Origin of the sequence: Georgenia muralis (assembly GCF_003814705.1) — a bacterium.
GTDB lineage: Bacteria > Actinomycetota > Actinomycetes > Actinomycetales > Actinomycetaceae > Georgenia > Georgenia muralis.
Window position 1 is genome coordinate 3130156 of sequence record NZ_RKRA01000001.1, and the last position, 15172, is coordinate 3145327.

The following is a 15172-nucleotide window of genomic DNA, read 5'->3' on the forward strand; positions in this document are numbered from 1 at the left end:
GGCTCATCGGGTGCGCCTCATCCGTAGGTCCGGCCCTCGTCGCGCCGGAAGCCCCAGACGGCCACGGCCAGGAAGAACGCCGTGAACGCGAGCAGCACAGCGGCGTGCATGGTCGGTGCCCCGCTCTCCGAGGCACCGACGGTGCCGAGGGCGAGCTGAGCGAAGTGGTAGGGCGGGAGTGCAGGAGCGATCCCCTGCACGAAGGCGGGCAGCTGGTGGATCGGGATCCACAGCCCGGAGGCGAACGCCATCGGGAGGTAGACGAGGTTCAGCATGGCCGGTGCCGAGTTCGGGCCCACGAGGTAGCCGAAGGCCAGGCCCATGGCCGAGAACGGCAGCGCCCCGATGAGGAGCACGAGGCCGAGGCCGATCCACTGGGTGGCGGGCATGCGCACACCACCCAGTGTGGCCCCGAGGACGAACAACGCCCCGATGATCAGCGCGGAGACGGTCACGCTCATCACGACCTTGGCCACGAAGTAGGCCTGTGGGGGCATCGGCGAGACCCGCTTGAGTCGCACCCATCCCTGCCCACGTTCGAGGGCGACCGAGACCCCGAAGCCGAACAGGGCCGCGCCGATGACGCCGAAGGTGCCGTACGTCGCCAGCATGTACGTGCTCCGGCCGACTCCGCCGGCTTCGTCGCCGCCACCGAAGGCCAACCCGAACAGCACGTAGAACATCACCGGCAGGGCGATCGTGCTCACGGCGAAGATGGGGATGCGGATCAGCTTGAGGAACTCGTGCCGGGCCTCGGTGACGTAGATCCTCGCCGTGCTCCACCGGGGCATCTCGGCGTCGGTCGTCATCCGTACCGCTGGGGTGGTGATCATCGTGGGTCCTCCAGGTCGTGGGTCAGGGCGAGGAAGGCCTCCTCGAGGCTTGGTTCGGTGACGGTCACCTCGGTGGCCGACGGGTCCAGGTCGAGCAGTGCGCGCAGGACGGGCTCGGCGGACGCGGCGAGCAGCTCGAGCCACGGTCCCTCGCGCGACGCGCGAGCCACGCCGGGCCACTGGTGCGCCACCGTCAGGCTCGCCGAGGTACGGGCACGGACTCGTCGCCCCGGCACCCGCGCCTTGATCTCGGCGGGCGTGCCCTGCGCGATCACCACGCCGCGGTCGATCACGACGATCCGGTCCGCCAGGGCGTCGGCCTCCTCGAGGTAGTGCGTGGTGAGCACCACGCCGCGCCCCGACCGGGCCAGATCGCGCAACGTGGCCCACAGGCCCCGCCGAGCCTCGACGTCCAGGCCGGTGGTCGGCTCGTCGAACACCACCAGGTCGGGATCGCCCGCCAGGGCGATCCCGAACAGCACGCGACGCTGCTGGCCGCCGGAGAGCTCGCCGAACATCCGGCCCTCGAGCCCGTCGAGGCCGGCCGCGGCGACGATCTGCGCCATGGGCAGGGGCTCGGGGTAGTAGCCCCGGAACTGGGTGAGCAGCTCGCGCACCCGCAGCGTGTCGGGTACGCCGGAGGCCTGGAGCATCGCACCGAGACGCTGTCGCGCAGAGACGTCGCGGGGGTCGCGCCCGAAGAGCCGCGCCCGTCCGGACGTCGGTGCTGTCAGACCCGTCAGCATCCCGATCGCCGTGGACTTGCCCGCCCCGTTGGGTCCCAGGAGGGCCAGGAGCTCACCCGAACGCACCTCCAGCTCCAGGCCGCTGACCGCACGAACCGTCGCGGGGCCTCTGCCGAACTGCTTGGAGGCGCCGAGCAGCTCCGCCAGAACAGGCGTGTCGTGGCTGGTGGGTGGGTGACGGTGTGTCTGCTGCGTGGTTGTCATACATCCATGCTCACGCCGTCGGTGCAGCGCGAGTAGTGACCGGAATCACGATCTCGGCATGACAGATGTCATGTGCGGGGGCGCAGATAGGCGGAGTCCCGTGGTGAGTCGTCATCACCGCGGCCCTCCCCGGCGCGACGCGGGTGCTGTGGCAAGGCGTGTTCTGGGGCGGTACGGAGCAGTCGATCATTGGCTACGGGAAGATCGAGCAGCCCCGGCCGAAGGGCAGGACCGTCGAGTGGTTCCTCATCGGCCTGGCCCGGCAGAAGAACTACCTGAGCGTCGACGTCAACGCCGCCGACGACGGCGCGTACCTGGCGAAGACCTACGGGCAGCGACTGGGGAGGACGAAGGTCGGCTCGGCCAGCGTGTCGTTCACCTCCGCCGACGATGTCGACCTGGGTGTCCTCGACGAGCTGGTCCGCCACGCCGGACGACTCGTGGAGTGGTCGTAGCTCGAGTCGGGCCGCCCTGACAGCCCGGCAGACCGGGCCCGCCCGTGCGGGCGCTGGGTGGACCAGCTGCGTCCAGGCACTGTGCGGGTGGTGACGGTGGAGCGGCGATCGCCCACCAGAGAGCCTTGAGGCTCATCAATGGCCACCACGGACAGCGACCCCACGTCCGTGGTGGACCCGAGAAGGGACGTCGCATGCCCGTCGCCGAACGCACCATCACTCCGACGCCCGGTGGACCTCTTGTCCGCCTCGTGCGTCGTCGCCCGCTCGCGGCCTTCCTCCTGTGGTTCTTCACCATCGGCCAGGCCATCGCCTTCACCCCGTCGTCGCCAACGCCTCGGGCGCGGACCTGCCGGTCCAACCGTTCGTCGTCGCCGGCACGCTGGTCGGGCTGCTGCTGCCCAGCCTCGTCATCACCCGGATCGTCGACGGACGTGCCGGTCTCCGAGCCCTGTGGGCTCGCGCGATCGAGACGCGCGTGGCGGTCGGCTGGTACCTGCTCGCGGTCCTCGGCGTGCCCGTGGTCGCCCTCGGCATCGCCTTCGCCCTGATCGGTGCGCCCACCGGAGAGACCGGCGCACTGGCGCCGCTCCTCGCCTCGGGGGTGCTGCTGCCCCTGGCGCTGACCTTCGTGCCCAACAACTGGTGGGAGGAGGTCGCCTGGACGGGCTTCGTCCAGACCCGCCTGCAGGACCGCAGGGGGCCCGTCGTGGCCGCCGTGCTCACCGGGATCCTCTTCGCCCTGCAGCACGTCGCCCTGGTCGCAGGCGTCGACCTCGTCAGCGCCGTCGTGCTGATGCTGCTCCTCGTCGTCCTCGCCATCCCGTTCCGGTTCCTCACCGGGTGGGTCTACAACCGCACCTCGAGCCTGTTCCTCGTCGGCCTGCTGCATGCGATGGGCAACGCCGTCACCGGTGGCAGCGGCTTCCACACCGGACTCCTCGCCCGGCTCTACCCCGAGCAGCAGGTCGCGACGATGGCGCACCTGTTCGCCTTCTTCGCGCTCGGCCTCGTCGTGCTGGCCGTCACCCGGGGCCGCCTCGGTCGTCAGCGTCCGGTCGGCTCGCTTGCAGCACGGCCCGAGCAGCGCGTCGGCGCCGTCTAGGCAAGCCGCGTGCCCGTCGCCCGGTGCCTGCTCGCCGGCGGGAGCGGACGTCGGTCAACCCGCGGCGGCGGCTGTTCCTGATCCTACTGCCGGGGATCGGGACCGGCGCCGAATGAGGTCACGAGGCCGGGACCGTCTGCGGGGATCGGTCCATGACTCTCGACCGGGCCGGCGCCGCCCAGCAGGACCCGGGTGAGAGCACCGCCGTCGGTCATCATCTCCTCCAGCGAGGCGCGCAGGTCGTCGTCGCCGACCTCGCCCGCGCGCTCGACCGCCCGCAGGACCGCCCGTCGTACGAGCTCCTTGGTGAACGAGGCCGTCGTCCCCTCGGCGCCTGCCGCGACGTCGTCGAGGACGTCCGGGGTGAACGCCAGGTCGGCGGCGTACAGGTCAAGCAGCGCACGCCGGGCACGAGCGTCGGGCAGCGGGATCTCGACGGCGAGGTCGACGCGACCGGGTCGCTGGGCGAGCGCGGGCTCGAGCACGTCCGCCCGGTTGGTCGTCAGGAGGAAGACGACGTCGGAGTCGGCGGCCAGGCCGTCGAGCGCGTCCAGGACCTCGAAGAGCAGGGGCGACGACGAGCGGTGGCTGCGCTCCTCGGCGACGAGGTCGCAGTCCTCGAGCACGACGATCGCCGGCTGCAGGGCGCGGGCGGTGTCCGCGGCCTGGGTGACGAACTGCAGCGACAGGCCCGACAGCAGGATGACGGTCGAGTCCTGGGCCGCGCCGACGAGGTGACGGACCGTGTGGGTCTTGCCCGTGCCGGGCGGGCCGTAGAGCAGGACGCCGCGCTTGAGGTGCTGCCCGGCCGCGACGAGCTCCGCGCGGTGCCGGCCGATGCCGAGCACATGCCGCTCCACGCGGGCGAGGAGGCCCTCCGGAAGGACGACCTCCCCGGCGGGGACGGCCGGACGTCGGACGAACGTGACGCCGCCCGCGCCGGGCTCGTAGCTCGAGGCTGTGAAGGTGACTGCCTGGCCGCGCAGGACGCTGTGCGCGTTCATCGCCTCGCGGATCTCGGTGAGGACGACAGCGCCGACACCGCCCTCGGCGGCGAGGACCTCGAGCTGCGGAGGGCTGCCGAACTGGGGCCGGCCGCCGCGCTGGAGCAGGGCGACGGGCACACCGTCGTGTCGAAAGAGGTGCACGCCGTAGCTGACCGTCGCCCGCTCCTCGTCGGGACCGACCGGGACCGTGGTGTAGTCGACCGGCCCGAGAGGGAACTGGCCCCACTGCCCGGCGACCTGGAGGATCTCCGACAGCCCGTTGTGCCAGCGCTGGTCGCCGCCGCCGATACCCACCAACGTGCCACCGCCGTGCGAGGCGACCACCCGTTCGACGGCGACGTCGGCGTCCGCGAGCCGCAGCGGGCTGACCATCTCGGTCAACGTCGCGAGGCTGCGCGGGTCGACGCCGAGGTGGGCCTGCAGGAGCGGGAGCAGAGGTTCGCGCCCCCGGGCACGGGCGGTCTCGGCCTGCTGCTGGGCCAGCTCACCCAGGCGGTGGAAAGCCCGGAGGAAGGACTCGAGGTCAGATTCGGACGCACCGGGACTCATGGCCGGATCCTGTCAGGCCGACGTGGCCTGTCGCAGCGGTATCGCCACCACCGCGTCCACGGCCCCGACACCGCCGGGGCCGGTCCACCACGGGGCTCGCTCAGGCTACGGGTACGGCCCGGCAGCCGCGGACGGAACGGATGACGCCGGTCTTTGGGTAGTCGTCCCGGTCCCGCTGGTCCCGCGTGGGGAACTCGAAGAGGTCGATCATCAGTTGCAGCGGGTAGGCGATGCGCTGGTGGGACGTCACGAGGAGGTCTCCGTCGACGACGATCCGGACCTCGACGCTGTCCCACTCGGCGGCGTACGTGTGCTTCTCCGTGGTGTCGACGGGGAGGACGACGTCGTGCATCTCGGTCCTCAGCCGGGGGTCGTGGTGCGCCTTGACGCCCAGGCGCACGGCCGAGCCCGTCGGTGAGGTCGCGTTGCCGAAGAGCTCCGCGATGCAGATCTCACCGCAGTGCTTCGGGGAATCCTCCTCGAAACCGACGAGCCAGATGCCCAGCATGCAGTCCGGGTCCGCGCTCGCCCGCGCTGCCACCTCGACGCGACCGTACGTCGGTGTCCACAGGTAGCGCGACGGCTGGGCGGTCCGCACCTGCAGACCCGCCTGCTGACGGTGCTGGCCCTCGAAGCTGCCCGGGGGACCGGACCAGGTTCCGGTCTGGATGTTCGACACGCGCATGGGGCCGTCGTCGGGCCGCCACGGCGGCTGGTCGGCGTCGATGCGCAGCCGGAGCCCGTCAGCGCCGAGGTCGTACCGTGCGGCAGAGCGTTCCGGTGTGGTCCAGTGGGGCAGGTAGTGGGGGACCCACCGGCTCTCGTCGAGCGAGGGCCCGCTGAAGCAGTCCGTGAGCTCCAGCTCGAGCCGGGGCCGTGAGCGTGAGCGTGAGCGCTCCTCACGGTGCATGTGCTTCCCTCCTTCGCCGGACCGCCCCTCGCGCCGCACGAGACGATCGTGTCACCTCGGGTCCAGGCCGGTGAGGTCTGCGCTCACCCGCCAGAGCCGTGCCGCTGCTGCCGCGTCGTAGGTCTGTCCCGACGACCGTCGTGCCCTGCTGCCGACGAGGTACAGGCCCGTCCGGCCGGCGAGGGCGGGCGACGACGCCGCGTGGATCGACGTGGTGGCGCCGGAGCGTGGGCTCTTGAGGAAGGGGCGCAGGAGCGGGACGAGGAGGCGTTGGGCCCCGCCGGGGTCCTCCGCCCCGAAGGACGTCCGCACCACACCGGGGTGCAGGGCGTTGGCGGTGACGGTGCCGGTCCCGAGCCGACGTGCGAGCTCGTACGTGAACAGGACGTTGGCGAGCTTGGACTGGCTGTACGCCCGGGCGCCCGAGTAGGACTGCTCGCCCTGCAGGTCGTCGAAGTCGATCCGACCCTGCTTGTGGGCGTCGGAGGCGACCGTGACCACGCGTCCCGCGCCCTGCGCCAGCCGGTCCAGGAGCAGGGAGGTCAGCAGGAACGGCGCGAGATGGTTGAGCGCGAAGGTGTGCTCGAGGCCGTCGGCGGTGACGTGGCGGGTGTGCCAGTGGCCGCCGACGTTGTTGACCAGGACGTCGAGGCAGGGAAGGGTGCGCAGCACCTCGTGTGCCAGCCGGCGGACCTCCGTCTGGGAGGAGAGGTCGGCGACGAAGACGTGGACGGGCGAGTCGGCCGCCGCACCGATCTCCTTCGCGGTCCGCTCGGCCCGGGCACGGTCCCGGCCCGTGATGGCCATGCGCGCGCCCATCGCGGCGAGACCGGCGGCGGTCGCCCGGCCGATGCCCGCGGTACCGCCCGTCACGAGCACGGTCCGGCCGGTCATCGAACCTGCGTCGGCGTGCGACATGTCCACTCCTCCCGCGTGCTCAGGCGTCCCGGCGTCGCAGCACGACGGCGGCGGCGACCATGGGCAGGACGGCGTAGGCGGCGACGACCAGCACGCCGGTCCACGGGGCGAGGTCGCTGGAGTCCGCGAGGGTGGAGTCGCTGACGGTGACGAACGCGGCGGCCGCGGGCATCGGCAGGTAGGTCACGACGGTCTCGACCCAGTCCAGGGTGATGAAGCTGAGGATGCCGGGCAGGAGCAGCAGGACGGTGAGCGCGACGGTCACGGTGGCGGCGGTCGAGCGCAGGAGCGTGCCGATGCCGAGGGCGAACAGGGCGGCGGCGACGAGGAAGTAGATGACGCCGCCGTAGATCTGCCACGTCTGGGCGCCGTCGAGGGCGGGGACCAGGTCGTACTCGGCGAGCAGGGAGCGGGTGACGAGGGAGGACAGGGCCAGGCTCGTCACCGAGGTCACGACGGTGACGACCGCCAGTGCGATGGTCTTCGCGAGGAGTACGGGCACCCGCGTGGGGACGGCGGTGAGGGTGGAGCGGATCATGCCGGTGGAGTACTCCCCGGTGATGAGCAGCGCACCGAGCACGGCGATCGTCACCGTCCCGAGCGGGTACCCGCCCGAGACGATCTCGGCGCCGTGGACGGTGGTGAGTGCGGCCGCCCCGGGCGACTCGGCCAGGAGGTCGAGCGACATGGCCTGGCCGAGGGCGAAGAGGGTCATGAGGGCGGCGGCGATGCCCAGGACCCACCAGGTCGAGCGCAGGGAGAACATCTTGATCCACTCCCCGCGCATGACGCCGGCGAAGCTCAGCCGGGCGTGCACCGGCGCGAAGGGCGCGTGGCGCGGACGGACGGGTTCGGTGGTCTCGACGACGGTGCTCATCTCAGATCGCCCTCCTGGGGGTGGATCGGCTCGGAGTGGTACTCGACGGCGCCCTGGGTCAGGCTCATGTAGGCCTCCTCGAGGCTGGCGGACCGGGGGCTGAGCTCGTGCAGGACGATGCCGTGCGCGGCGGCGGTCTCGCCGATCCGCTGGGCGGTGAGGCCGTGGAGCTCGAACCCGCCGGGCTCGGCGGCGGTGATGGTGACGTCGTCCCCGCGCAGGAGCTCGGCCAGCGCCGTGGCGCGGGGCGAGCGGACCCGCACGGTGGCACCGGTGACGGAGTCGATGACCTCCTGCACCGGCCCGGCGGTGATGATCCGCCCGCGACCGATCACCAGAAGCTGGTCGGCGGTCTGCGCCATCTCGGACATCAGGTGCGAGGACAGGAACACGGTTCGGCCCTCGGTGGCGAGGTCGCGGACCAGGTGACGCACCCACTGCACGCCCTCGGGGTCCAGCCCGTTGACCGGCTCGTCCAGGATCAGGGTGCGCGGGTCGCCGAGCATCGCGGCGGCGATGCCGAGCCGCTGACCCATGCCCAGGGAGAACCCGCCCACCCGCTTGCGGGCCACCCCGGCCAGGCCGGTCATCTCGATGACCTCGTCCACCCGCCGCGTGGAGATGCCGTGCGTGGCCGCCATCGTGCGCAGGTGCAAGCGGGCGGACCGCCCGCTGTGGACCGCCTTGGCGTCCAGCAGGACGCCGACCTCGTTCAGTGGCGAGCGGTGCTGCGCGTACGGCTTGCCGTTGACGCTCACGCTGCCCGCCGTCGGCCGGTCCAGCCCCACGACCATGCGCATGGTTGTGGACTTCCCGGCACCGTTGGGCCCGAGGAACCCCGTCACCGAACCCGGGGCGATCGTGAAGCTGATGTGGTCGACGGCGACCTTCTCGCCGTAGCGTTTGGTGAGCTCGTGTGCCTCGATCATGGACGTGCCCTTCTCGTGGTGGGGGGTGTCGGGGGTCAGAGCGTGATCGCGACCTTGCCGCGGGCCGTGCCGGTCTCCAGGGCGCGCATCGCAGCGGCCGCCTGGTCGAGCGGGTAGGTGCGCTGGAGGCTGGCTGCGAGCTCGCCGTCCTCGATGAGGGCCGTGAGCCGGTGCAGGTCGTGGGTGCGGACGTCGGCGATGAACGACGTCAGGCGCTGACCGATGAACGGTGACAGCGTCACCGCCCGGAGCTGCCTGCTCATGCCGCCGGTGAGGGAACCGCCGTCCTCGCCGCCGGTGAGGACGGCGGTCCCGTGCGGCGTGAGGGCCCGACGCAGGCGCGACAGGCTCGGGTTGCCCGCGATGTCGATGATGAGGTCGTACCGGCGGGTGCCGTCCGCGAAGTCCTCACGGGTGCGGTCGACGACGTGCTCGGCGCCGAGCGACCGCACGAGGTCCGCCTTGCCAGGGCTGCAGACGCCGGTGACGTGCGCCCCTGCCGACCTGGCCAGCTGGACGGCGTAGCTGCCGACGCCGCCCGAGGCCCCGATGACCAGAACCTCCTGGCCCGCCTGGACCTGGCCCCGGTCGTGGACGGCCTGCAGCGCGGTCACCGCGGAGACCGGGAGCGTGGCGGCCTGGGCGAACGACAGGCCCGCCGCCTTGGCGGCCAGCCGGTCCTCGGCGACGAGCGCGTACTCGGCGAACGTGCCGCGACCGAACCCGAAGACCTCGTCCCCGCCGGCGAAGCCCGTCACTGCGGCTCCGACCGCGACCACCGAACCGGCGACCTCCGTCCCGAGCACCGGGTTGCGGGGTCGGCGCGGCCCGAAGAAGAGGCGGCTCAGGTAGGGCAGGCCGGTCATCGCGTGCCAGGCGCCGCGGTCCAGACCGGCTGCGGCGACGCGCACGAGCACGTCGTGGGCGCCGGGTCGGGGACGCGGGACCGTCGCGAGGCGGAGGACGTCGGAGCGGCCGTACCTCTCGTGCACCACCGCCCGCATGGTGAGGCCGGCGGGGGTGCCGAAGCCGTCCGTCCCTTCGGTGGAGGGCGACGGCGCCCTGTCACCGCGCACGGCGCACCGCCAAGGGCGTGTGCTCGGCACGGTCCAGCCGGGCACCGGCGAGGAGCAGCCACAGCCCGAGGAGCAGCTCGCCGAGGAAGGTGAGCTCGGAGACGCGGATCGGCATGTCCAGGCCCAGGACGGCGGCGACCGTGTCGAAGGCGTACCCGGCCCCGGCGAGGACCAGCAGGGCGCCGACGACCGTGGGGACGAAGCTGGACCTGGTGGCGAGGTAGCCGAGGAGGACCAGGTGTATCCCGAACAGGAGCAGCCCGATGTCGTAGATGCCCTGGAAGGCCGACAGCTCGAGCATCACCTGGGTGCTCACCTGGTCCGGGGACGAGGCGGCACCGGGGCCGCTGCCGAGGACGTCAAGAGCCCGCAGCAGCTGCCCGACGGCCACGAGCAGCACCGCGGTGTACACCAGCCGGAAGGCGGCGGCGAGCACCGCGACCGCGACGCTGACGGGCCGGAACACCCGGTACAGGGCCCAGGCCACGAGGACGTCGAGGACGACGATGGCCAGCCACGCGAGCACCCCCAGGCGGAATGTCCCCTCGCGCCCGGTGATCTCGGCGGTCGTGGAGACGGCGTCACCGGGGGTGATCATCCCCTCCAGCACGACGAAGTAGGCGAACGCCCCCGTGCCTGCCATGAGCAGGAGCGAGAGCCCCGCGACGGCGCCCGCCCGGCGGACCGTCCACCGGGTGCTCGAGGCGGGAGCGGGGGGCAGGGGCTGTGCTGGAAGACGGGTGTCCACGTGGTCGGTCATGGTGGTGCCTCTTCTCTGGAGGGTGGTGCACGGTCGCGCAGGTCCTGACGTGTCCCGACCGTCTGACCGGTCACACCGAGGCTAGGAAGGGAGGGCGGCCCGCCACGATGGGGCAGGCTGCACGGCTGCGGGGGGTGAGCACCCGGGACGTACGGCCTACCCCACCCCGGGGCCGGTCGTCGGCTGGCCGGTCACGCGTGAGCGCTCGGCCGGGGCCCCGCGGCTGACTAGAGTCGCGACCATGGCGCTGCGGATCGTCTTCGCCGACGACAGCTACCTGGTCCGTCAGGGCGTGAGCTCGATGCTGGCCGAGGTCGAGGGCATCGACGTGGTGGCGGTGGCGAGGGACCTCGACTCGCTCGTCGACGCCGTCGCCGAGCACGAGCCCGACGTGGTGCTGACCGACATCCGGATGCCCCCGACCGGCACGGACGAGGGGATCCGGGCGGCGAGGCGGATCCGGTCGGACCATCCGGGGGTCGGCGTGGTGGTCCTGTCGCAGTACGTCGACGAGGACTACGTCTTCGACCTCCTCGCCGACGGTGTGGCAGGCATGGGATACATGCTCAAGGAGCGGCTCAGCGACGTCGAGGAGCTCGTCCGCGCCCTGCGGGAGGTCGGTCGCGGAGGATCCGTGCTCGATCCCGCGGTGGTCGAGGCCCTGATGGCCCGCCGCCGCGGCGACGCCCCGCTGCTGGGGCTGACGGAGCGTGAGCGCGAGGTCCTCCACGAGATGGCCACCGGCCGGAACAACGCGACGATCGCGAGATCGCTGTTCATGAGCGACCGCGCCGTGGAGAAGCACATCGGGTCCCTGTTCCAGAAGCTCGGGCTCGTCGACGAGCAGGACGTCAGCCGGCGGGTGATGGCGGTTCTCGCCTACCTGGAGGCCACCTCGGGCCGGTGACCTCCTCGCCCTGCCCCGCCCTGCCCCGCCCGCACCGACCCGGTGCGGCGGACCCTCTACCCCCGGCGGCGGAAGAGGGTCACACTCGCGGCATGGGTACGCCCCGCCCGACCGTCCTGCTGCGCCGGGGGCTGCTGCGCCGGTGCGTCGTGGTGGCGGGCCTGGCCGGCTTCGTGCTCGCGACCTACGTCCTCGTCGTGCTCGGTGGCGGCGTGGTCGCGGGGCGTACCGCGTCACCGAGCGTGGCCCTGTCCGTCCTGGCGACCACGGTCGTGGCGTTGTCGTTCGTTCCCGTCCAGTCCGCGCTCGAGGGCTTCGCCGACCGGCTGGGGCACCCCGCCGCCGCCACGCCGTACGACGTCCTGAGCCGCTTCCCCGGCGCGGTCACCGGCGGCGACGCGCCGGCCGGCCTCCCCATGCGCATGGCCACGATGCTCGCTCAGGGCACAGGGGCGCAGTGGGCCGAGGTCTGGCTCCGCGTCTCCGGCCGGCTGACCCTCGCGGCCACGTGGCCCCCGCACCCCGGCCCGGGCGGTCCGCCGCCGTCCGACGACGGCGCCTCGCCGGACGGTCTGCGGTCCCTGCCCGTCCGGGACGACGGCCAGGTGCTGGGTGTGCTGCGCCTGAAGGAGCGACCCGGCTCGGTCCTGACGGCGGTCGAGGAGCGGCTGTTCGCCGGTCTGGCCGCGCAGGCCGGTCGCATGCTGCGCCTCGTCGCGCTGCGCGCCGACCTCGAGGACCGCCGCGCCGAGCTGGCCGCGCGGGCCGAGGACCTCAAGGCCTCCCGCGAGCGCCTCATCGCCGCTCAGGACGCCGAGCGGCGGCGCCTGGAGCGGGACATCCACGACGGGGCCCAGCAGCACCTGGTCGCCCTCATGGTCAACCTGCGGCTCGCGCAGACGATCGCGGTCCGCTCGCCACGACGGGCGGCTCGCGTCCTCGCCGAGCAGGCCGACGCCGCGGGTGCGGCGATCGAGACGCTCTCCTCGCTGTCCCGCGGGATCTATCCCCGGACCCTCGCGGACGTGGGACTGCTGCCGGCTCTCCGGACCGGGGCGGCCACCGGCGCCATCCTGGTCACCATCGACGGCACGAGCCTCGGGCGGCTCCCGGCGGCCGTCGAGGCCGCGCTCTACTTCTGCTGCATGGAAGCGGTGCAGAACGCTGCGAAGCACTCCGGGGCGGGCGGCGTCAGCGTGCGTGTCGAGGAGCTGCCCCGCCGGTGGCGCCTCAGCATCGAGGACGACGGGACCGGGTTCGACCCGGGGGGCGCGAGCCGGTCCGGGACGGGCGCGGGCCTGGCCAACATGCGCGACCGGATCGACGCGGTCGGGGGCTCCCTCACCGTGACGTCGGCGCCCGGCGCGGGCACGACCGTCACCGCGGAGGTCCCCCGGGCGCATCTCGACGAACCCTCGGCGACGGCCCGCACCGCCGTCGGTCGGGCGCCCTGAGATGCGCAGCCGGATCGCCTGGTCGATCCTCGCCGTGGTCACGGTCGCCGCCGTCCTGGACACCGCCTTCACCGCCGCGCACCGCTCGCTCCTGAGCGAGGCGACGTGGGCCGACCACGGATGGCCGCTCGCCCCTCTCGCCGGGATCGGCAGCGCCCTGATGGGCGCCCTCATCGTCGCGCGCCACCCCAGGCACCCGATCGGCTGGCTGCTGTGCGCGGCGAGCCTGCTCTCGGTGACGCTGGCGGCCGATGCCTACAGCGTCTGGGTGCTCGACGGTGGCGGACCGGGCCGACCCGAGTGGGCCCACGTCGCGGCCTGGGCCTCACCCCTGCTGGGTTGGCCGGCCTTCACGGCGCTGGTCGTCGTCTTCCTCATCTCTCCCGACGGCCACCTCCCCTCCCGACGGTGGCGGTGGGCGCTCTGGGTCACCATGGCGGGACTGGTCCTCCACACGCTCGGCACGCTGACGATCCGGCCGGAGGAGTTCGTCGTGGGGGAGGACCACGGCCACCGCAGCGTGTCCGGTCCGCTCCTCAACGTCGGTGCGGCGCTCGTCGCCACCGGTCTCGTGGCTTCCGCCGTGTCCGTCGCGTGGCGCCTGCGGACCGCGCGCGACGACGAGCGTCGGCAGGTCCTCTGGATCGCGTCCTCCGCCGCCCTGCTGGCGACCGGCGTGCTCGTCATCCTCGCCGTCCCCCGCGTCCAGGGCATCGAGGGCACCTGGTTGGCAGCCCTGCCGCTGCGGGTGGCCCAGCTCGCGGTGCCGCTGTGCGTCGCGGTCGCGGTGCTGCGCCACCGCCTCGTGCAGATCGACCTCATCGTCAACCGCGCGCTGGTGCTTGCCCTCGCCACCTCGCTGGTGGCCGGCGGCTACGTCGTCGTGGTCGTGGTCGTGGGACGCGCCCTCGGTCAGGGCGCCCCGGGGTTCTGGCGCTCCCTGGTCACGACCGCGCTCGTCGCGCTGGCCTTCCAGCCGCTCCGGCGCCGCGTGGTCGCCCTCGCGGACCGGCTGGCGTTCGGCGCGGCGGCCGCCCCCTACGAGGCGCTCGCCGATCTCAGCCGCCGCCTCGGGGACCGGTTGGACCTTTCGAACCTGCTTCCGGCCGTGGCCGACGCGGCCGCGCACGCGGTGGGCGCGCGGCGTGTCGTCGTCCTGCTCCACGTCGCCCTCGGGCCCGACCAGGTGGCGGTCTGGTCCGCCGCCGGAGCCGGGCCACGAGGGCCGGGGATCGACCTCGCCGTGCGCGACGGCGGAGAGCTGCTCGGCCTCATCACCGTCGAGATGCCGCCCGGTCGGCCCTTGCGCCGGTGGGAGCGACGCCTCCTGGCCGACCTGGCCGACCAGGCCGGCATCGCGTTCCGGAACGCGCGGCTGTCCGCCGAGCACACGGCGCAGGTGGAACGGCTCGGCGCGCGCACGCACGAGCTCGCCGCCTCGCGCCGACGCCTCATCAGCGCGGCGGACGCCGAGCGCAGCCGCACCGAGCGGGCGATCGCCCAGCAGGTCCTGATCCACCTCACGCCGCTGCCGGACCGGCTGCGGCAGCTCTCGGCGCACCCGCCGCAGGGGGCCCTCGACGCCGCAGCGCTCGGACCGCTGCTCGCGTCGCTGACGACGGCACTGGAGTCCTGCGGGAGATCACCCGGGGCGTCTTTCCCGCCCAGCTCGTCCGTTCCGGGCTCCCCATGGCGCTGACGTCGCTGCTGGCGCGGACCCCGGACGCCGGGACGCTGGTCGTCCGCGACCGCGCGGCAGGTCGACGGTTCGACGTCGGCATCGAGGCTGCCGCGTACTTCTGCGTGGCCGAGGCGGTGCAGGAGCTCGCCGGTCCTGTCGCCGTCGTCCTCGACGCACCTGACGGCGCGATGCTCCTGGTCATCACCGGGCCCGACAGCGGGGCCGTTCCTCTCGCCCGGATGCGCGACCGGGTCGAGGCGGCTGGTGGTTCGGTGTCGGTCGCGCGGAGCGACGGACGTGCCGTCCTGGAGGTCCGCGCCGCGTCGGCGGCGGCCGTGGCGTGAGCTCGCGCGGTCAGCGACGCGCGTCGGACCACGCCTGCTGGAGGCGGTCGGGCCCCAGGGCGGCCTTGTGCAGGTAGGCGGCGGCACCGGACTCGGCCACGAGCTGCTCGCCGACGTCGTCGTCGTAGGTGGACAGGAGCAGCACGGTCGGGACCGGCGACCCGCGGAGCAGCCGTCTGGTGGCCTCCAGACCGTCGATACGGGGAAGGTTCACGTCCATGAGCACGAGGTCCGGGAGCACCTCGGCGGCCGCGGCGACGGCCTCCTCGCCGGAGGAGGCGACTGCGACGACCTCGAACCCCGGCGTCTCCCCCACGACGGAGACCATGGCGAGGAGGAACGCCGCGACGTCGTCAACCACCAGCACCCGCACGACAGTCAACGCCGACACCTCCTGGGTTGATCATGGCGCTGGGG

16 protein-coding genes are annotated in these 15172 nt (G+C 73.0%); 6 read left to right on the forward strand and 10 right to left on the reverse strand.

The features are described 5' to 3' along the window. Positions 1–17 precede the first annotated feature (17 nt). Both EDD32_RS14070 and EDD32_RS14075 read right to left on the reverse strand, forming a co-directional pair. Positions 18–833: an ABC transporter permease gene (locus tag EDD32_RS14070; protein WP_123918437.1), complete on the reverse strand. Its 816-nt coding sequence runs from the start codon at positions 831–833 to the stop codon at positions 18–20. Further along, entirely contained in the window at positions 830–1783 is a 954-nt protein-coding gene (locus EDD32_RS14075) for an ABC transporter ATP-binding protein (RefSeq protein ID WP_123918439.1), read from the reverse strand. The genes EDD32_RS14070 and EDD32_RS14075 overlap by 4 nt, the downstream gene beginning before the upstream one ends. Before the next feature lie 143 nt (positions 1784–1926). Here EDD32_RS14075 and EDD32_RS14080 point away from each other — a divergent pair, with 143 nt between their 5' ends. Both EDD32_RS14080 and EDD32_RS14085 read left to right on the forward strand, forming a co-directional pair. Further along, positions 1927–2238, forward strand: coding sequence for a hypothetical protein (locus EDD32_RS14080; protein WP_123918441.1), 312 nt, complete (start codon positions 1927–1929; stop codon positions 2236–2238). A 283-nt stretch (positions 2239–2521) separates the two neighbouring features. Beyond that, a complete protein-coding gene (locus EDD32_RS14085; RefSeq protein WP_123918443.1) occupies positions 2522–3343 on the forward strand; it encodes a CPBP family intramembrane glutamic endopeptidase in 822 nt (273 codons plus the stop codon). Positions 3344–3426: 83 nt separating this feature from the next. Here EDD32_RS14085 and EDD32_RS14090 read toward each other — a convergent pair whose 3' ends face one another. The 7 genes from EDD32_RS14090 to EDD32_RS14120 all read right to left on the reverse strand — a co-directional run bounded on the left by EDD32_RS14090 (position 3427) and on the right by EDD32_RS14120 (position 10369). Continuing rightward, positions 3427–4899: an AAA family ATPase gene (locus tag EDD32_RS14090; protein ID WP_123918445.1), complete on the reverse strand. Its 1473-nt coding sequence runs from the start codon at positions 4897–4899 to the stop codon at positions 3427–3429. 100 nt (positions 4900–4999) lie between these two features. Then, positions 5000–5809 (reverse strand): glycoside hydrolase family 16 protein, encoded by an 810-nt coding sequence (locus tag EDD32_RS14095; RefSeq protein ID WP_123918447.1) that lies wholly within the window; start codon positions 5807–5809, stop codon positions 5000–5002. 51 nt (positions 5810–5860) lie between these two features. Further along, complete coding sequence (locus tag EDD32_RS14100) at positions 5861–6727, reverse strand: SDR family oxidoreductase (RefSeq protein WP_211338836.1); 867 nt, start codon at positions 6725–6727, stop codon at positions 5861–5863. A 19-nt stretch (positions 6728–6746) separates the two neighbouring features. Beyond that, positions 6747–7604 (reverse strand): ABC transporter permease subunit, encoded by an 858-nt coding sequence (locus EDD32_RS14105; RefSeq protein ID WP_123918449.1) that lies wholly within the window; start codon positions 7602–7604, stop codon positions 6747–6749. Beyond that, positions 7601–8533 carry an ABC transporter ATP-binding protein gene (locus tag EDD32_RS14110; protein WP_123918451.1) on the reverse strand — a complete coding sequence of 311 codons (933 nt, stop codon included), beginning with the start codon at positions 8531–8533 and terminating at the stop codon, positions 7601–7603. Before EDD32_RS14110 ends, EDD32_RS14105 begins: the two co-directional genes overlap by 4 nt. Positions 8534–8568: 35 nt before the next feature. After that, positions 8569–9537: an NAD(P)-dependent alcohol dehydrogenase gene (locus EDD32_RS14115; RefSeq protein WP_123920563.1), complete on the reverse strand. Its 969-nt coding sequence runs from the start codon at positions 9535–9537 to the stop codon at positions 8569–8571. 61 nt (positions 9538–9598) lie between these two features. Next, a complete protein-coding gene (locus EDD32_RS14120) occupies positions 9599–10369 on the reverse strand; it encodes a DUF4386 domain-containing protein (protein ID WP_123918453.1) in 771 nt (256 codons plus the stop codon). 241 nt (positions 10370–10610) lie between these two features. Here EDD32_RS14120 and EDD32_RS14125 point away from each other — a divergent pair, with 241 nt between their 5' ends. The 4 genes from EDD32_RS14125 (at position 10611) to EDD32_RS14140 (ending at position 14755) form a co-directional block, all read left to right on the forward strand. Continuing rightward, the gene (locus EDD32_RS14125) at positions 10611–11276 is read left to right on the forward strand and encodes a response regulator transcription factor (protein ID WP_123918455.1); all 666 of its coding nucleotides are present in this window, start codon (positions 10611–10613) and stop codon (positions 11274–11276) included. Between the two features lie 92 nt (positions 11277–11368). Next, positions 11369–12730 (forward strand): sensor histidine kinase, encoded by a 1362-nt coding sequence (locus EDD32_RS14130; protein WP_123918457.1) that lies wholly within the window; start codon positions 11369–11371, stop codon positions 12728–12730. Between the two features lies 1 nt (position 12731). After that, the gene (locus tag EDD32_RS18905) at positions 12732–14429 is read left to right on the forward strand and encodes a GAF domain-containing protein (RefSeq protein WP_170175307.1); all 1698 of its coding nucleotides are present in this window, start codon (positions 12732–12734) and stop codon (positions 14427–14429) included. After that, positions 14420–14755 (forward strand): sensor histidine kinase, encoded by a 336-nt coding sequence (locus EDD32_RS14140; RefSeq protein ID WP_123918459.1) that lies wholly within the window; start codon positions 14420–14422, stop codon positions 14753–14755. The genes EDD32_RS18905 and EDD32_RS14140 overlap by 10 nt, the downstream gene beginning before the upstream one ends. Positions 14756–14765: 10 nt before the next feature. On the opposite strand, the gene EDD32_RS14145 is transcribed toward EDD32_RS14140, so the two are convergent. Then, positions 14766–15128 carry a response regulator gene (locus tag EDD32_RS14145; protein ID WP_246006303.1) on the reverse strand — a complete coding sequence of 121 codons (363 nt, stop codon included), beginning with the start codon at positions 15126–15128 and terminating at the stop codon, positions 14766–14768. Positions 15129–15172: the final 44 nt, after the last annotated feature.

What these genes read in the sequence shown, in the direction of transcription:
- EDD32_RS14075 (WP_123918439.1), bottom strand. Translation starts at nt 1,783, where the DNA reads ATGACAACCACGCAGCAGACACACCGTCACCCACCCACCAGCCACGAC.
- EDD32_RS14130 (WP_123918457.1), top strand. Translation starts at nt 11,369, where the DNA reads ATGGGTACGCCCCGCCCGACCGTCCTGCTGCGCCGGGGGCTGCTGCGC.
- EDD32_RS14110 (WP_123918451.1), bottom strand. Translation starts at nt 8,533, where the DNA reads ATGATCGAGGCACACGAGCTCACCAAACGCTACGGCGAGAAGGTCGCC.
- EDD32_RS14115 (WP_123920563.1), bottom strand. Translation starts at nt 9,537, where the DNA reads ATGCGGGCGGTGGTGCACGAGAGGTACGGCCGCTCCGACGTCCTCCGC.
- EDD32_RS14125 (WP_123918455.1), top strand. Translation starts at nt 10,611, where the DNA reads ATGGCGCTGCGGATCGTCTTCGCCGACGACAGCTACCTGGTCCGTCAG.
- EDD32_RS18905 (WP_170175307.1), top strand. Translation starts at nt 12,732, where the DNA reads ATGCGCAGCCGGATCGCCTGGTCGATCCTCGCCGTGGTCACGGTCGCC.
- EDD32_RS14095 (WP_123918447.1), bottom strand. Translation starts at nt 5,809, where the DNA reads ATGCACCGTGAGGAGCGCTCACGCTCACGCTCACGGCCCCGGCTCGAG.
- EDD32_RS14120 (WP_123918453.1), bottom strand. Translation starts at nt 10,369, where the DNA reads ATGACCGACCACGTGGACACCCGTCTTCCAGCACAGCCCCTGCCCCCC.
- EDD32_RS14100 (WP_211338836.1), bottom strand. Translation starts at nt 6,727, where the DNA reads ATGTCGCACGCCGACGCAGGTTCGATGACCGGCCGGACCGTGCTCGTG.
- EDD32_RS14105 (WP_123918449.1), bottom strand. Translation starts at nt 7,604, where the DNA reads ATGAGCACCGTCGTCGAGACCACCGAACCCGTCCGTCCGCGCCACGCG.
- EDD32_RS14140 (WP_123918459.1), top strand. Translation starts at nt 14,420, where the DNA reads ATGGCGCTGACGTCGCTGCTGGCGCGGACCCCGGACGCCGGGACGCTG.
- EDD32_RS14090 (WP_123918445.1), bottom strand. Translation starts at nt 4,899, where the DNA reads ATGAGTCCCGGTGCGTCCGAATCTGACCTCGAGTCCTTCCTCCGGGCT.
- EDD32_RS14070 (WP_123918437.1), bottom strand. Translation starts at nt 833, where the DNA reads ATGATCACCACCCCAGCGGTACGGATGACGACCGACGCCGAGATGCCC.